Source organism: Limnohabitans sp. 2KL-3 (genome assembly GCF_001269405.1).
Taxonomy (GTDB): domain Bacteria; phylum Pseudomonadota; class Gammaproteobacteria; order Burkholderiales; family Burkholderiaceae_C; genus Limnohabitans_A.
The window spans coordinates 206,224-221,321 of the sequence record NZ_CXON01000005.1; the positions used below are offsets into that span (position 1 = coordinate 206,224).

General features: G+C 63.2%; 13 protein-coding genes. 7 read left to right on the forward strand and 6 right to left on the reverse strand.

All coding sequences use genetic code 11. The annotated features are described in order from the left end of the window. Positions 1 to 10: 10 nt before the first annotated feature. The gene (locus AMM41_RS09465; RefSeq protein WP_089956743.1) at positions 11 to 1,303 is read right to left on the reverse strand and encodes a ferredoxin:protochlorophyllide reductase (ATP-dependent) subunit N; all 1,293 of its coding nucleotides are present in this window, start codon (positions 1,301 to 1,303) and stop codon (positions 11 to 13) included. After that, entirely contained in the window at positions 1,300 to 1,809 is a 510-nt protein-coding gene (gene bchF / locus AMM41_RS09470; protein ID WP_089956746.1) for a 2-vinyl bacteriochlorophyllide hydratase, read from the reverse strand. Before bchF ends, AMM41_RS09465 begins: the two co-directional genes overlap by 4 nt. Positions 1,810 to 2,055: 246 nt before the next feature. On the opposite strand from bchF, the gene AMM41_RS09475 reads away from it, so the two are divergent. The 7 genes from AMM41_RS09475 to AMM41_RS09505 all read left to right on the forward strand — a co-directional run bounded on the left by AMM41_RS09475 (position 2,056) and on the right by AMM41_RS09505 (position 9,455). Continuing rightward, the gene (locus AMM41_RS09475) at positions 2,056 to 2,862 is read left to right on the forward strand and encodes a cobalamin B12-binding domain-containing protein (RefSeq protein ID WP_089956749.1); all 807 of its coding nucleotides are present in this window, start codon (positions 2,056 to 2,058) and stop codon (positions 2,860 to 2,862) included. 131 nt (positions 2,863 to 2,993) lie between these two features. After that, the gene (gene ppsR / locus AMM41_RS09480; RefSeq protein ID WP_089957026.1) at positions 2,994 to 4,382 is read left to right on the forward strand and encodes a transcriptional regulator PpsR; all 1,389 of its coding nucleotides are present in this window, start codon (positions 2,994 to 2,996) and stop codon (positions 4,380 to 4,382) included. A 73-nt stretch (positions 4,383 to 4,455) separates the two neighbouring features. Continuing rightward, positions 4,456 to 5,421, forward strand: a complete 966-nt coding sequence (gene chlG / locus AMM41_RS09485; RefSeq protein WP_089956752.1) for a chlorophyll synthase ChlG — start codon at positions 4,456 to 4,458, stop codon at positions 5,419 to 5,421. Further along, a complete protein-coding gene (locus tag AMM41_RS09490; protein ID WP_089956754.1) occupies positions 5,418 to 6,788 on the forward strand; it encodes a BCD family MFS transporter in 1,371 nt (456 codons plus the stop codon). The genes chlG and AMM41_RS09490 overlap by 4 nt, the downstream gene beginning before the upstream one ends. Continuing rightward, complete coding sequence (locus AMM41_RS09495; protein ID WP_089956757.1) at positions 6,785 to 7,993, forward strand: geranylgeranyl diphosphate reductase; 1,209 nt, start codon at positions 6,785 to 6,787, stop codon at positions 7,991 to 7,993. The genes AMM41_RS09490 and AMM41_RS09495 overlap by 4 nt, the downstream gene beginning before the upstream one ends. Before the next feature lie 309 nt (positions 7,994 to 8,302). Then, the gene (locus AMM41_RS09500) at positions 8,303 to 8,482 is read left to right on the forward strand and encodes a hypothetical protein (RefSeq protein ID WP_089956760.1); all 180 of its coding nucleotides are present in this window, start codon (positions 8,303 to 8,305) and stop codon (positions 8,480 to 8,482) included. Between the two features lie 34 nt (positions 8,483 to 8,516). Next, complete coding sequence (locus AMM41_RS09505; protein ID WP_089956763.1) at positions 8,517 to 9,455, forward strand: alpha/beta fold hydrolase; 939 nt, start codon at positions 8,517 to 8,519, stop codon at positions 9,453 to 9,455. A gap of 30 nt (positions 9,456 to 9,485) precedes the next feature. On the opposite strand, the gene AMM41_RS09510 is transcribed toward AMM41_RS09505, so the two are convergent. The 4 genes from AMM41_RS09510 to bchI all read right to left on the reverse strand — a co-directional run bounded on the left by AMM41_RS09510 (position 9,486) and on the right by bchI (position 15,091). Beyond that, positions 9,486 to 10,964, reverse strand: a complete 1,479-nt coding sequence (locus tag AMM41_RS09510) for a potassium/proton antiporter (protein WP_089956765.1) — start codon at positions 10,962 to 10,964, stop codon at positions 9,486 to 9,488. 50 nt (positions 10,965 to 11,014) lie between these two features. Next, positions 11,015 to 11,875: an alpha/beta fold hydrolase BchO gene (gene bchO, locus AMM41_RS09515; RefSeq protein WP_228769194.1), complete on the reverse strand. Its 861-nt coding sequence runs from the start codon at positions 11,873 to 11,875 to the stop codon at positions 11,015 to 11,017. A gap of 79 nt (positions 11,876 to 11,954) precedes the next feature. Continuing rightward, complete coding sequence (locus tag AMM41_RS09520) at positions 11,955 to 13,844, reverse strand: magnesium chelatase subunit D (RefSeq protein WP_089956771.1); 1,890 nt, start codon at positions 13,842 to 13,844, stop codon at positions 11,955 to 11,957. Positions 13,845 to 14,065: 221 nt separating this feature from the next. Continuing rightward, the gene (gene bchI, locus AMM41_RS09525) at positions 14,066 to 15,091 is read right to left on the reverse strand and encodes a magnesium chelatase ATPase subunit I (protein WP_089956773.1); all 1,026 of its coding nucleotides are present in this window, start codon (positions 15,089 to 15,091) and stop codon (positions 14,066 to 14,068) included. Positions 15,092 to 15,098 lie beyond the last annotated feature (7 nt).

The following is a 15,098-nucleotide window of genomic DNA, read 5'->3' on the forward strand; positions in this document are numbered from 1 at the left end:
GTTCCTGCGCTTATGCCGCCAGCTTCAGGCGGCGTTTGAGGGGGCGGCTGAACAGGCCGGCCAAATCGGCCGCTTGTTCGTAGCCCTGAATGGGGGTGAAGACCAACTCGATGGCCCACTTGGTGGTGATGCCTTGCGCTTCGAGCGGGTTGGCTAAGCCGAGGCCACAGACCACCAGATCGGGCGCGTCGGCGATGCAGCGGTCGAGCTGCAGGTCCACGTCCTGGCCTTCGCTGATGCGGGTGCCTGCGGGCATGAGGGCGAGTTCGGCGGCCATGTGCTGGCGGTGCAAATAGGGCGTGCCCACTTCCACCAGGTCCATGCCCAGTTCGCGGTGCACAAAGCGCGCCAGCGGAATTTCGAGCTGCGAGTCGGGGAAGAAAAAGATGCGCTGGCCTTGCAGCATCTGGCGTTGCACGGCCAGGGCTTTTTCGGCGCGCTGGCGGGGAGCGGCGGTGGCTTGTTCAAACACCTCGGGGGCCACACCCAACTCGGTCGCTGCCGCTTGCAGCCAGGCGGTGGTGCCCTCCACACCCAGCGGAAACGGCGCAGGCAAATGCTGCGCGCCCCGTGATTGCAGAGCGCGGGCGGTGTCGGCCAAAAAGGGCTGAGCCAACAAATAACGGGTGTTCGGGCCGACCACCGGCATGGCCTGGCTGTTGCGCGGTGGGAAGAAGTTGACTTGCAAACCCATGCGATCAAACAGGCTGCGCATCTGGTCTTCGACCACATCGGCCAAGGTGCCCACCACCATCAGGGCGGGGGCGGTGTCGGTGCTGGCGGGCAAACCAGGAACCATTGCAGCCAAGCAAGCGTCTTCGCCTTGGGTGAAGGTGGTTTCGATGCCGCTGCCCGAGTAGTTGAGCACGCGCACCTTGGGGTGGTGAATCTGGTTTTGGCGCTCGGCGGCGCGCGACAAATCGAGCTTGATGACTTCAGATGGGCAAGAACCCACCAAAAACAACAAACGGATGTCGGGGCGGCGGGCCAGCAACTGGCCGACCACGCGGTCGAGTTCTTCGTGCACATCGGCCAGGCCCGCCAGGTCGCGTTCGTCGATGATGGCGGTGCCAAAGCGGGGTTCGGCAAAGATCATCACACCGGCGGCCGACTGGATCAGGTGGGCGCAAGTGCGTGAGCCCACCACCAAAAAGAAAGCGTCTTGGATCTTGCGGTGCAACCAGATGATGCCGGTCAGGCCACAAAACACCTCGCGTTGGCCGCGTTCGACCAAGGGCACAACGTCGGTGCAGCCGGAGGTTTGCGCGGAAGTTTCTGCGCGAATCGGGATGACAGTGCTCATGTGCTGGCCTGTGCGCCCGTGTCGGGCAAAGAGGTGGATGAGGGTTGTTTTTGCAGCCGCGCCATGCGCAGCTTGCGGATGTATTGCGCGGCGTTGATGGCGTAGCTGCCATACGCGGCCAAGGCCAACCACAGCAAGTCGTTGGCGCTCCAAGCGCCTTGCCACCAAGCCCAAACATAGGCGGTGTGCAGCACCATGACCCCCATGCTGACCACGTCTTCCCAATAGAAGGCAGGCGCAAACAGGTATTGGCCGAAGACCACTTTTTCCCAGATGGCGCCCGTGACCATGATGGCGTAGAGCACCACGGTCTTGAGCACCACCGAGGCCAGGGCCCAGTCGGTGTGTTCGCCTGTCTTCAGGCTGTTGATCACCAAATACAAACTGATGCCAAAAATCAGGAACTGCACCGGGGCCAGAATGCCTTGCACCAAGGTCCAGGCGGTCGCGTCACGCCGGGCGCGTTGCGCTGGCGTGTACAAAACCTGGGGGCTGGAATGGGGCATGAGGAACCTTGTGGCGGGATGTCTTGGGTTGAATGTAAGTCTGGACATACAGTGTGTCAACATAAATTGACATATATTTCGAATCCTAGGGTTTACACTCAATACAGAGATGGCAATTGAATTCACACTTGAACCTGTGTTGGTGACATGGGCCTGATGGGCTACATTCCCTTCATTTCTTGCGTCGAGCACTCCAAAGTGTTGGAGCCTGCCGCTGATGTCTTCCTCTGCTGATCGGTGCTTGTCATGGCGCAATTCAATTTCGAAAACTCTCCGTCGCCGCCATCGCCACAGGCCAGTGCACAGCTTTTGCCTGAAGCCATCCGGCAGGGTTCGCCGGTGGGGCCGCGCTTGGTGGGCGGCACGTCCTTCACAGGCAAGTCGGCACTCGACCTGGCCCAGATCCAGATCCTGGCGCAAGCTTGTTTGCAAGGCCTGGACGCGGCGCGTCAAGTGGTTTTTGGCTGGCAACGTCAAGGGCAGTCCCTGGAGGACATCTATTTACAAGGCATCACGCCTTGTGCGCGTTTGCTGGGGGATTGGTGGTGTTCTGACCGGCTCGATTTCGCCATGACCACCATTGCTTCGACTCACTTGCAGCAGCTGCTGCATGATTTCAGTGCCGAGTTTTTGCATGAAACGCCCGCCCAAAGCAATGGACTGAGTCTGTTGCTCATGACCGAGCCTGGCGCTCAACACAGCATGGGTTTGCTCATGTTGAGTGAGTTTTTCAAACGGGCGGGTTGGCTGGTCACGCTGGGTGTCCCCCAGGATATGGCGGAGTTCAAGCGCTTGTTTCAATCCGAATGGTTTGACGCGGTGGGCATCTCGGTCAGCACCGATCGACATTTGGACGCCATGAACAGTGTGCTGCCACAACTGCTGGCAGGCGCGGACAACCTCGCTGTGCGACTGTTTGTCGGCGGCCCGATGGCCCATGTTGCACCGCATCGTTTGGTGGGTATGCCCGGACAAGTTGTGGCGCAAGATGCGCCGGGCACGGTGGCATGGCTCAAACTTCAGATGGCTTTGCCACTGGCAAAAGGGGTTTAAATTGTCAGTTAGATCATTTTTATTACCTTTAAATTTCGCTGTTATGGCCGAGGTATACCCTCAGGGGTCTATACTTGTATGACAAATTCAAGTGTCAACTTCCTGATGCTCAAACCCGTTTGGTTTACAACATGAAGCTTCCCTCTTTAGATGCCGCCACCTTCACCCAGTTGCTGGGTGTGGTGTCGGACGTCACTTTGGTCATGGACCCCATGGGGCTGATTGAGGATGTGTCCACGGGGCGCGACACCTTGGCGGCTTTGGGTTGCCAGTCTTGGGTCGGTCGCCGCTGGATCGATACCGTCACCAGCGAAAGTCGCAGCAAAATTCAGGAAATGCTGCACTCGCAGGGGGTGCCCGATGTGCTGCGCTGGCGGCATGTGAACCACCTCTCGCCCGTCGGCAACGAGGTGGCCATTCAATACGTGGTGTTGCCCTTGGGTGCAGGCAAGTTGTTGGCCATGGGCCGCGATCTCGAAAGCCTGGCCGAATTGCAACGTCGCTTGGTTGAAACCCAGCAATCGATGGAGCGCGATTATTTGCGTCTGCGCCACATTGAGGCCCGTTACCGTGTCTTGTTTGACACCTCTTCCGAGGCTGTGTTGATGGTGGACGCCGCCACGCAGCGTGTGCTCGAGGCCAATGTGGGTGCACAAGCCTTGCTCAAAGACGCGGGCAAACGCCTGGTCGGACGTGATGTTCGGGAGTGTTTTGAAGGCGACAGCCAAGGCGAAGTGCAGTCTTTGCTGCGCATGGCGCTGGCCACTGGCCGCATCGAGATGTGTTCGGCCCGCGTGGCGGGTTTGCCCTCGGCGTGGACGGTGTCGGCCACGGTGTTTCGCCAAGAGGGCGGGGCGCAGTTTTTGGTGCGCTTGGTGACCCGGGAAAGCACGGTGGTCGCGCGTCAGGACAGTGGCTCATCGGCGGCACTGAGCGAAGCCATGGAGCGTTTCCCCGACGGTTGGTTGTTGACCGACACCTCGGGTGTGATCAAAAGCGTCAACGAAGAAGGCATGGCCTTGCTGGGCTTGACCGCTTCTTCCCAAGTGGTGGGGCAAAGTCTGGAGCGCTGGTTGTTGCGCGGATCGGTCGATTGGGGCGTGCTCAACACCAGTTTGCGCCAGCAACTGCCCGTGCGCAATTTCGCCACCGAAGTGCGTACTTTGTCGGGCATGACCTTGCCGGTCGAGGTTTCGGCGGTGTGCCTTGCGCGTCCCGAGCCCATGTACGCCTTTTTTGTGCGCGACATGGACCGTCGCCTGCAAGGCGGGGCCTCGGTGGCACAAAGCCAAATCAACCCCTTTGCCGAATTGTCACAGTTGGTGGGCCGCAGGCCCATCAAAGACATTGTGGGTGAGACGGTGGACACCATTGAGCGCATGTGCATCGAAGCCGCATTGGAATTGACCCACAACAACCGCGCTTCGGCTGCGGAAATGTTGGGTTTGTCACGCCAAAGTCTGTACGTCAAACTGCGTCGCTTTGGCATGGTGGCCGAGGCTGAGGCAGACAATCCTTGAAGAATGTCAATTTAAATTGACGGTAAGTGTCAATCCTAGTTGACATTTTAAAAGCGATCTTCACAATGGGGGCATGGACACCCCGCCTCTGGCCCCTTCGCCCCCACTTCAGGCTTCGCACCTTGCATCGGCCGTGCTCACCCGGCCCGCTTTGCGCACGGTGGCCGAATTCCTCAAACCCATCACCTGGTTCCCGCCCATGTGGGCCTTTGCCTGCGGGGTGGTGGCCTCGGGTCAGGCCCTGAGCGCGCATTGGGGTTTGCTGCTCTTGGGCCTCGTGCTGACTGGCCCGCTGGTGTGTGCCAGCAGCCAAGCCGTCAATGATTGGTTTGATCGGCATGTGGACGCCATCAACGAACCCAACCGCCCCATCCCCTCGGGCCGAATGCCCGGGCGCTGGGGGCTGGGCATTGCCATTGCCTGGACCGCGCTGTCGCTGATCTGGGCCACGCTCATGGGGCCTTGGGGCTTTGCCGCCTGCGCCTTGGCCATTGCGCTGTCGTGGGCCTACAGCGCACCACCAGTGCGCCTGAAAAACAACGGCTGGTGGGGCAACGCGGCTTGCGCCTTGAGTTATGAGGGGCTGGCTTGGCTCACGGGCACGGCCGTCATGCTGGGCGGAGCCTGGCCCGGCCCGCATTCGGTGGCGCTGGCGCTGCTCTACAGCGTGGGGGCGCACGGCATCATGACGCTCAACGATTTCAAGGCCATTGAAGGTGACCGCCGCATGGGCGTGGCGTCGCTGCCGGTGCAGCTGGGTGCGCACGGCGCAGCCCGCACCGCCTGTGTGTTCATGCTGGTGCCGCAGGTGGTGGTGTCGGCATTGCTTTTGAGCTGGCAACTGCCATGGCACGCCGCGGCTGTCTTGGTTTTGGCGGTTTTGCAAGGGCCCTCGATGGCCAAATTTTTGCGCCACCCGGTGGAGCGGGCTTTGCATGTGTCGGCCTTTGGCGTGCCGCTGTTTGTCAGCGGCATGATGGTCAGCGCCTGGGGCCTGCGCCAGTTGAATCAGTTGCAACACACCGTGGGGGCTTTATGAGCACAGCGTTGAACATGCCAGTGTTTGGTTGGTTTCAGATCATCCGCTTGGGCCTGATTCAGGCCTGTTTGGGGGCGGTGGTGGTGGTGACCACCTCCACGCTCAACCGCATCATGGTCGTAGAGCTCGCGCTGCCGGCCTTGCTGCCCGGCTTTTTGGTGGCTTGGCATTACGCGGTGCAGATGGTGCGCCCGCGCATGGGTTTTGGGGCTGACAAAGGCCGCCGCAGCACCCCCTGGATGATGGGCGGCATGCTCGTGCTGGGTGCGGGCGGCTTCACGGCCGCGTGGGCCACGGTGTGGATGGCCACCGAGCCGTTTTATGGCGCGTTGTTGGCTTGGTTGTCGTTCAGCCTGATTGGCTTGGGTGTGAGCGCTTGCGGCACATCGCTGCTGGCGCTGATGGCCAAACGTGTGCCTGACGAGCGCCGCGCCCCTGCGGCCACCACGGTGTGGTTGATGATGATTGTGGGCTTTGCCGTCACTGCCGGTGTGGTGGGCAAGCTGATTGACCCCTACAGCCCGCAGGTGCTGCTCCAGGTCTCGGCGGGTTTGAGTGTGCTGACCGCCTTGATCACGGCCCTGTGTTTGTGGGGCCTGGAAAAAGACGCTGATCCGCAGACGGTGCCTGTGCGAAGCGAGGCCGCCGAGCGCCAACAAAAGCAAGATTTCAAAGAAGCCTTCAAAGAGGTGTGGGCCGATCCGGCAGCGCGCACCTTCACCGTGTTTGTTTTCATGTCCATGTTGGCCTACAGCGCGCAGGATTTGATTTTGGAGCCCTTTGCGGGCGCGGTGCACGGCTTCACACCGGGGCAAACCACGCAGCTGTCGGGCTGGCACCACATGGGCGTGCTGATCGGCATGCTGGCGGTGGCCGGTGCCGGTTCGCGTTGGGTGGCGGGACGGCTGGGGTCTGTACAGGCCTGGATGGTGGGCGGCTGCCTGTTTTCGGCGCTGGCCACGGTGGGTTTGGTCAGCTCGGCCCTGTCCGCGGCTTGGCCGCTGCAGGCCAATGTGGTGTTTTTGGGGGTGGCCAACGGCGCGTTTTCGATCGCGGCGATTGCCACCATGATGCGTTTGGCTGGTGAAGGCGGTGCAGGCCGCGAAGGCACGCGCATGGGTTTGTGGGGCGCGGCGCAAGCGGCGGCCTTTGGTTTGGGCGGTTTGCTGGGCACGGCCGCCAGCGACCTGGCCCACGCCCTTTTGGGTGAACAGCGCACAGCCTATGCGGCCGTGTTTGCCTTGCAAGGGCTCATGTTTGCGGTGTCGGCGGCGGTGGCTTTGCGCCTGCGCACGGGCCCGGCAGTACAGCGCACGCCTTTGCGTTTTGATGGTCCCGTATTGTTGAAAGGTGGGTCAAGCTCATGAACCAGACCGATTTTGATTTCGTGGTGGTGGGGGGTGGGCCTTCGGGAGCCACGGCCGCTCATGACCTGGTGCGCCAAGGCTGGCGTGTATTGCTGTTGGACCGCCAGGGCCGCACCAAGCCTTGTGGTGGCGCGATCCCGCCGCGCCTGATCCAGGACTTTGACATCCCCGACCACCTGCTGGTGGCCAAGGTCCGTTGTGCCCGCATGATCTCACCCACCGACAACAAGGTCGACATCCCCATCGACAACGGCTTTGTCGGCATGGTGGACCGTGACGAGTTCGACGAGTATTTGCGCGATCGCGCTGCCCAGTCGGGTGCGGTGCGTCGTCAGGCCATTTTTGACAAACTCGAGCACGACGACAGCGGCCAGTTGTGGGTGCACTTCACCCCGGTCACGCCCAAAGAGCATGCCGCGCTGGAACACGCCCAGCCGATCAAGGTGTCCACCCGCATGGTGGTGGGGGCGGACGGTGCACGCTCGGAAGTGGCACGACAAGCCATTCCCAACGCGCACAAAACCAAATACGTGTTTGCTTATCACGAGATCATCGAGTCGCCTGTGGGCCAGCCCGGCTACGACGCGGCGCGCTGCGACGTGTACTACCAAGGCGAGGTCTCGCCCGACTTTTATGGCTGGGTGTTTCCGCACGGCAAGACCATGAGTGTGGGCATGGGCAGCGCCGACAAGGGGTATTCGCTGCGCAGCGCCACAGCGCGCTTGCGCGCCATCGCAGGCCTGACAGATGCGCCCACTTTGCGCCGCGAAGGCGCACCCATTCCGCTCAAGCCCTTGCCCCAGTGGGACAACGGCCGCGACGTGGTGGTCATTGGCGACGCCGCAGGTGTGGTGGCCCCGTCCTCGGGCGAAGGCATTTATTACGCCATGGACTGCGCCCGGCGCGTGGCCAAGGCCGCCCATGAGGCCCTGAAAACCGGCAACAGCGCCTGCCTGAAACAAGGCCGCAAGAGCTTCATGAAGCAGCACGGCCGGGTGTTCTGGATCTTGGGTGTGATGCAGTACTTCTGGTACCAAAACGACAAACGCCGCGAAAAGTTCGTCAAGATCTGCGAAGACCGCGATGTGCAGCGCCTGACCTTTGAGTCGTACATGAACAAGGAATTGGCCCGCAAGGACCCCATGGCCCATGTGCGCATCTTCGTCAAGGACATGGCCCACCTGCTGGGCCTGGCGCGAACCTGATGCCCTGCAGCGTGCGCTGAGCGTTCATTGTTGAGAGCTCAGCATGAAAAATCAAAGCGCCGCCCAACGCTCAACACCTAAGCTATGGATCCAGCCCGATGAAGATGGCATGTACGCTTTTATGTTGCAGCGGCGTCATTGTCGTGATGGAGCCTTGTAGAACACTGCCCATCGCTCCAAGGGCGGGGCTCCCACACCGATTGTTGTGCCCAACAAAACCGTTCACCTTAAATTTGACAGCGCTGTATCAATAAAACGCCCAACACCGAACGCTGAACTAAAACGCTCAACCTCAAACACCCAACGCCTATGCCCCTGACTTTGATGGCCACGATTTTTGTGTTGATGACCGCGATGTGTGGCGCGGCTTACTGGTGGCTGGACCGCAAGATGCAGCGCCTGTCGGACACTTTGCGCGATACCTACAAACTGGGCCTGATGATCATTTACGGCTTTCAGATGGTCTTGCTGCTGATGTTCTCTTTGTAGCCATGGCCTGTTTCGCACACGCGAGCTGCGCCGCATGATCAGGCCTTGGCACATGCTGGCCCTGACTTTCCTGACTTGGCTGTCGCTTTGGCTGTGGACACCTGATCTGCCGCGAGCCACTTTGGAAGCGCGTTACTTGGCGGCCCCGTCTGACCTGCGCCGTGTGGGGCCGTGGCAGCTGCATGTCCGAGACAGTGGTCAACCGCCTGCCGTTCACGATGGCGCGCCTGCCCGGCCAGCCGTGGTCTTGTTGCACGGCTTTGGTTCGAGTTTGCAAACTTGGGACGCCTGGGCCCAAGGCCTGGCCGCCACGCACCGCGTGGTGCGCATTGACCTGCCCGGCAGCGGCCTGAGCCCGCCCGACCCGGCGCACGACTACCGCGACGAGCGCAGCTTGCAGCTGCTGATCGCCTTGCTGGACGACTTGGGCTTGCCCCGTGCCAGTCTGGTGGGCCACTCCATGGGTGGGCGCATCGCCTGGACTTTTGCGGCCAAGTTTCCCGAGCGCACCGACAAACTGGTGCTGGTGGCCCCGGATGGTTTTGCCAGTTTTGGCTTTGAATACGGCAAGGCCATGGAGGTGCCCGCCACGCTGGGCCTGATGCGCCATGTGCTGCCCAAGCCTTTGCTGCGCATGAACCTGCAAGCGGCCTATGCCCAGCCCGAGTCGCTCAGTGATGCCGTGACCACGCGCTACCACGATTTGATTTTGGCCCCCGGGGCGCGCCAGGCCATGCTCGACCGTTTGGCGCAAACCGTGCTGCAAGAGCCCGGGCCACTGCTGCGCCAAATCCGAGCCCCCACCTTGCTGGTCTGGGGCGAGGCCGATGCCATGATCCCGGTGAGCAATGCCAGCGATTACCTGCAAGCCATCACCGGCAGCCGTTTGGTGTCTTGGCCCAACGTCGGTCATTTGCCGCAAGAAGAAGCGGTGCAGCTGTCGTTGAAGGCTGTGGCGGATTTTCTGCGCTGAACGGGCAGATCAGGTCTTTTTGAAACCGCCTCAGTTGATGCGGATGCCCACCTGCGTGATGCGGTTGCCTTGGGTGGCGCGCACGCTGATCTCGGCTTGGCCCAGGTGCGCCGTGTCGCCGTGCACGGGCGGTCGATGCAAACTGTCGGCCAGCCATTGGCCCACGGTTTTGTCGGCATCGCAGGGCAGTTCCAAACCGTAAAACGCGCACAACTCGCCCATGGAGGTGGTGGCCGCCAAGACAAAGTCGCCAAACACCAAACGGGCATGTTCGGTGTCGTCCAGATCGGGCACCACCACGTTCAGGCGGCGCGCGCTCCAGGCGATGGTGGATCCCTGCAGCACCAGCGAGGTCAGCACCACGGTGAAGGCCACATTGAAGTAAATGCTGCCCCCTTCCACCCCGGCCATCACCGGAAACACCGCCAGCACAATCGGCACCGCGCCGCGCAGGCCCACCCAGGAGATGAAGGTGATTTCGCGCCCCGAAAAGTGCAGGGGCTTGAGGCACAGCCAGACCGAGATCGGGCGGGCCACCACCATCAGCACCAACGAGACCCCCAGCGCTGGCCACAGCGTGCGCAGCAACTCGGAGGGCGTGACCAGCAAACCCAGCAACAAGAACATGCCCGCCTGCGACAGCCACGCATAGCCGTCCATGGCCGACAAAGACGCGCGCACTTGGCGACGCGCCCGGTTGCCGACCACCACGCCCATCAGGTAAACCGCCAAAAAGCCCGAGCCGCCCAACCAAGTGGTGAAGGCAAACACCGTGAGGCCGCCCGACACAATCAGCAGGGCTCGGATGCCGCCGCCGCCGTCTTCGCCCCGGCCCAGGCGTTTGAGCAATTCGGCCAGCGCCCAGCCGCAACCCAAGCCCAGCACGCTGCCCCAGCCCAGTTGCTGCAGCAGCGACAGCAGCACCTCGGACACGCCGAGCGATGCGCTGCCGGGTCCACCCATGGCCAGCGCCATGGCAATGAAGGTGATGGTGAGGTAGACCGCCATCGGGTCGTTCATGCCCGACTCGATCTCCAGCGTGGCGGCCACACGTTCGTTGAGTTGCACGCCGGAGGACTTGAGCAGCGAAAACACCGCCGCCGCATCGGTCGAGCCGACAATGGCCCCCACCAGCAAGGCCAGCGGCCAGGGCAAATCGAGCAGCCAATACGCAGCCGCGCCCGTGATGGCGGTGCACAGCACCACACCCAGCGTGGCCAGCAAAAGCGCGGGCCGCAAGCCCGTTCGGAAAGTGTCCATCTGGGTGCGCAAGCCGCCGTCCAGCAAAATCACGGCCAGCGCCACGTTGCCGACCCAAAAGCTCAAGCGAAAATCGTCAAAGGCCAGACCTCCCGGGCCATCGACCCCGGCCAAAATGCCCACCACCAAAAAAATCAGCAGGAAAGAAAAGCCGATGCGGGCCGAAAACACCCCGGCCAGCACGCTGATGAACACCAGCGCCGCAGCCGCCAACAAAGGCAAAGACAAAAAATCGAGCGACAACACCATGCATTGAAACTACCACAGGCTCAGCGCCGCAAAGCGCGTGTGGATTTGCGTCAAATGCCGCAGCTGCGCAGGATGAATGACGCCGTGCCCGCCGGGTCTTGTTCGTGGGCCAGATGGCCGAGGCCCGCTTGAACGTGCAGGTGCGCTTGCGGCAAGCGCTGGCTGGCCTCCTTGGCCAAAGCCGGGGGCACGGTTTGGTCTTGTGCCCCGATGTGCATGAACACCGGGTTGCGGATCTCGTGCAGGCGAGCGGCCAGGGGCTTGAGCCGCCAGGCCGCCATCATCGACAACACGCCGTGCACATGGCCCGAGTCGCACAGCACGCGGGTGTACAGATCCAGCCCTTGCGCGTCGAGCGTGGAGCCGGTGCGTGCGATCCACTCGGCCACCGCACCGGGTTTGGCCGCCAGCTTGGCGGTGGCCCAGGCGGACAGCGGGTTGAGTGCCGCTAATTTTGCGGCAGGGCCGAACAGCCACGACGCCACGCCGGGCAGCGGCAACCAGGCGGGGTTCAAGCCGATCAGGGTGCTGCGCGAGGCACTGTCAAAGTTCAGCGCCATGTGCGCGGCTATGGCCGCGCCCGCCGAGTGGCCGACGATGACCTGCGGCGTGAGCTTGAGCTGCAGCATCAAGGCCCGCAGGCCTTCTGCCATGCCGGGCAGCGACAGCGCGCCCTCGGGGCCCCGGCTGGTGAAGGCGTGGCCGGGCAGGTCGGGGGCGACCACGGTGAAGTGCTCAGCCAGTGCGGGCATGAGGCCACGCCAGCTGAAGTTGCCCGAGCCGGTGCCGTGCAGCAGCAGCATGCACGGGCCTTGGCCCATTTGCTGCACATGCCACTGGATGCCACCCGCTTGCACAAAGCGGCTGTGCTGTGCATGTGGCCAGTGCGTCCGGTGATCGGACCAAGACATGCCGGGATAAAAGCTTTCAAACATGGCGAGTGTGGCGAATGTAGCGGTGTGTCGGGTCGTTGCAGGCCGATCAGGCGTTTCACGCGCCGGGGTTGCGCACCCGCTCGATGGCGAGGGCCATGCGCTGCGACTGCACCTGCGGCATGGGCAGGTAGCTTGCGCCCATGGTGGCCGCCAGTTGCTGCGCTTGCGCGTCGGGGTGCATCGAGGTGTCGATCCACAAGGCGCGGTGGCCGCTGGCGCGCCACTGCTGGCCCCAGTTTTGTGCATCGGTTTGCGCTTGGGCGCGGCCGCCCAAGCCTTGCAGCGTCACGTTGGCGCGGCCGTCGCTCAGCACCACCAAAATCGGCGTGACGCCTTGGCGCTGCAACTGTGCCGCTTGTTCGTGCGCCATTTTCAGGGCCAGCGCCAAGGGCGTGCCGCCGCCGCCGGGCAGGCCGGTCATGGCGCGTTTGGCACGCACCAGCGAGCGTGTCATGGGCAGCAGCAGCTGGGCCTGCGCGCCACGAAAGGACACGATGCACACGCTGTCGCGGCGGGCATAGGATTGCTGCAGCAGCAGCTCGACCGCACCCTTGGCCTCGGCCAAGCGCTGCAAAGCGGCTGAGCCGGATGCGTCGAGTGCCAGGATCAGGCAGCTGGAGGCGCGTTGCTGGTAGCGCTGGATGTGGAAGTCTTCGGCTCGGATGGCGACTCGACCGGTGCTGTGTGCTTGTCGCAGCCGCTGCTTGGGCGCGGCGGCGCGCAAGGTGGCCAGCACATGCAGGCGGGCCTGACCGCCGGGGCGGCCTGGGCGTGGGGGCAGGGGGCGGCCGCGCTGCGAACCCGCGCGGGTTTGGCCGCTGCGGCCCGAGGTGTTGTGGCTGGCCGCACCTTGGCGCGTCATCAGTGCGTCGAGCATGTGCGGCGGCAAGCTGGCCAAGGCGGCGGCGACCATCATCTCTTGCAGGTCTTCGGCACTCGGTTCAGTGTTCTGTTCGGCGTTCTGTTCAGGTGGTGGGGCTGTGTCCGGGTCCTTGTCTTTTTCAGTGTCGTTTTCCGGCGCTTGATCGGCGTTGTCTGGGGGCTCAGGCGGCTCTGGTGGCGGTGTGGCGTCCTCCGGTGGCGCTGGTTCTGATTCTTGCGCAGACGGCTCGGCTGGCCATTGCGTGGCGCGAGGCGCGAGCACGCAGCGCGCGGCAAAACCCAGATCGTCGGCGTCCAGCGTGCTGCGCCCGTTCAGCGCCGCATGGCCGCAAGCCACGCGCAGCGCCAGGCTGGGCACACGCAATGAGCCAATGCCCAAACCCAAAGCCGCCGCACAAAGCGCTTGCATGTGCTCGTCACTTGCTTGCACTTGCGGCAGTTGCTCGCGAGCGCGGGCCAAAGCACCGGGGCTGAGGCGAATCTGCAGGCCATCCGATTCGTTGTCTTCTTGCAACGCCGCGTGGATGTCGCTGGGCGAGAGTTCGTTCAGGTCCAGCCACACGCCCAGGCGCTCGGCCAGGGCCGCGCCCACGCCGGGCTCGTCGGACAAGGATTCGTCGAGCGCCACCACGCCAAAGCGGGTGGGTGTGGGGGCTGCGCTGTGGCGGGTGGGTGGGACTCGGCCTTGCTCCAGCGCTTGCACCAAAGGCGCGAGCAGGGCGGGCGACAGGCGTTCGGCCATGGGCAGGCAGACCAGGCCTTGGTCGGCTTGTTGCAACAAACCTGCTTGCATGTGCAGCTGACCAGTTTGCAGGGTGTGGGCCAGGTCGATGCCGCCCAGCAGCCGCTCGCTGTCCACCGAGCCGGGTACTTTGACCAAGCCGATGCCCAGCCCCGCCAGCGCTTGCAGCCAGCGCTCGCGCACCGGGCCGTGTGGCGCGCTGAGGCACACGCCGCCGAAACCATGGGGGCTCAGTTGAAGCAACTGAAGCGTGGTGAGCGCGTCGTTCCAACGCTCCATGGGATCAGTGGGCGCAGACAGGGAGGGTGCTTGACGGGGCATGTCAGGGTTGAAGAGCGGATTTGCAGGAGCTTCGTCTTCGAAGCGATGGGTGCGGGTGGCAAGGACTTATCGCGGCGAGGGCGCCGCTCCTACAAGGGAATATCTTTGTGGGAGCCCCGCCCTCGGGGCGATGGTGGGAGGTTTGCCAGGGGCCAATCGCGGCGAGGGCGTCGCGCCTGCAGGAGAGGGTCGGTGCAAACATGGTGGGTCTGATCAAGGACTCAGGCGGCCAGCACTTCTTGCAAGCTGCGCTGCACGCGCGCGCCCGAGTCGGTGTCGTCCAACGGGTTGCGGCGCAAGCGGTGGCGAAGTGCCAGCGGGGCCATGCTTTGCAGGTGCTCAGGCTTGACCGCTTTGTGGCCTTGCAGCGCGGCATAAGCGCGGGTGGCCCGCAGCAGCGTGAGCTCGGCGCGCAGGCCGTCGGTGCCCAGCTGCTGGCACAGACGGGCGCAAAGCATCAGCATGTCGTCGCTGACCTCGACCTCGTCCAGCAGGTCACGCGCTTTGAGGATGCGTTTTTGCAGCTTTTGGTTGTCCTTGTGCCACAGCGCTTTGAAGGCGGTGGGGTCTTTGTCGAAAGCGTCACGGCGTTTGATGATGCTCACGCGCAGCGCCAGGTCTTGGGGGGTGCGCACCTGCACCGACAGGCCAAAGCGGTCCAGCAGTTGTGGGCGCAGCTCGCCTTCTTCGGGGTTGCCGCTGCCCACCAGCACAAAGCGAGCCGGGTGGCGCACGCTCAGGCCTTCGCGTTCGACCAGGTTTTCGCCCGAGGCGGCCACGTCGATCAGCAGGTCCACCAGGTGGTCATCGAGCAGGTTGACCTCGTCGATGTACAAAAAGCCCCGGTGCGCCTGGGCCAGCAGGCCGGGGGCGAAGGACTTGACGCCTTGTGACAGGGCTTTTTCAAGATCGAGTGCGCCGACCACACGGTCTTCGGTCGCGCCCAGAGGCAGGTCGACCACAGCCACGCTCTGGCGCTCGGTGGCGACTTTGGCTTTGGGGTCGCGCGCCTGACAAACCGGGCAGGCACCCGCCGGTTTGGTCGGGTCACAGCGGTAAGGGCAGCCTTTCACGACCGAAATCGGGGGCAACAGGTCGGCCAAAGCGCGCACGGCGGTGGATTTGCCGGTGCCCCGGTCGCCCAAGACCAGCACGCCGCCAATCGACGGGTCCACCGCCACCACTTGGATGGCGAGGGTCATTTCATCTTGACCAACAATGGCCGCAAAAGGGAAGGTCAAAGCCATAGGGGGC

Coding starts and splice junctions, on each gene's coding strand:
- AMM41_RS09490 (WP_089956754.1), top strand. CDS start 5,418: ATGAGCACAGCGTTGAACATGCCAGTGTTTGGTTGGTTTCAGATCATC.
- chlG (WP_089956752.1), top strand. CDS start 4,456: ATGGACACCCCGCCTCTGGCCCCTTCGCCCCCACTTCAGGCTTCGCAC.
- AMM41_RS09465 (WP_089956743.1), bottom strand. CDS start 1,303: ATGAGCACTGTCATCCCGATTCGCGCAGAAACTTCCGCGCAAACCTCC.
- ppsR (WP_089957026.1), top strand. CDS start 2,994: ATGAAGCTTCCCTCTTTAGATGCCGCCACCTTCACCCAGTTGCTGGGT.
- AMM41_RS09520 (WP_089956771.1), bottom strand. CDS start 13,844: ATGCCCCGTCAAGCACCCTCCCTGTCTGCGCCCACTGATCCCATGGAG.
- bchI (WP_089956773.1), bottom strand. CDS start 15,091: ATGGCTTTGACCTTCCCTTTTGCGGCCATTGTTGGTCAAGATGAAATG.
- AMM41_RS09505 (WP_089956763.1), top strand. CDS start 8,517: ATGATCAGGCCTTGGCACATGCTGGCCCTGACTTTCCTGACTTGGCTG.
- AMM41_RS09495 (WP_089956757.1), top strand. CDS start 6,785: ATGAACCAGACCGATTTTGATTTCGTGGTGGTGGGGGGTGGGCCTTCG.
- AMM41_RS09510 (WP_089956765.1), bottom strand. CDS start 10,964: ATGGTGTTGTCGCTCGATTTTTTGTCTTTGCCTTTGTTGGCGGCTGCG.
- bchF (WP_089956746.1), bottom strand. CDS start 1,809: ATGCCCCATTCCAGCCCCCAGGTTTTGTACACGCCAGCGCAACGCGCC.
- bchO (WP_228769194.1), bottom strand. CDS start 11,875: ATGTCTTGGTCCGATCACCGGACGCACTGGCCACATGCACAGCACAGC.
- AMM41_RS09500 (WP_089956760.1), top strand. CDS start 8,303: ATGCCCCTGACTTTGATGGCCACGATTTTTGTGTTGATGACCGCGATG.
- AMM41_RS09475 (WP_089956749.1), top strand. CDS start 2,056: ATGGCGCAATTCAATTTCGAAAACTCTCCGTCGCCGCCATCGCCACAG.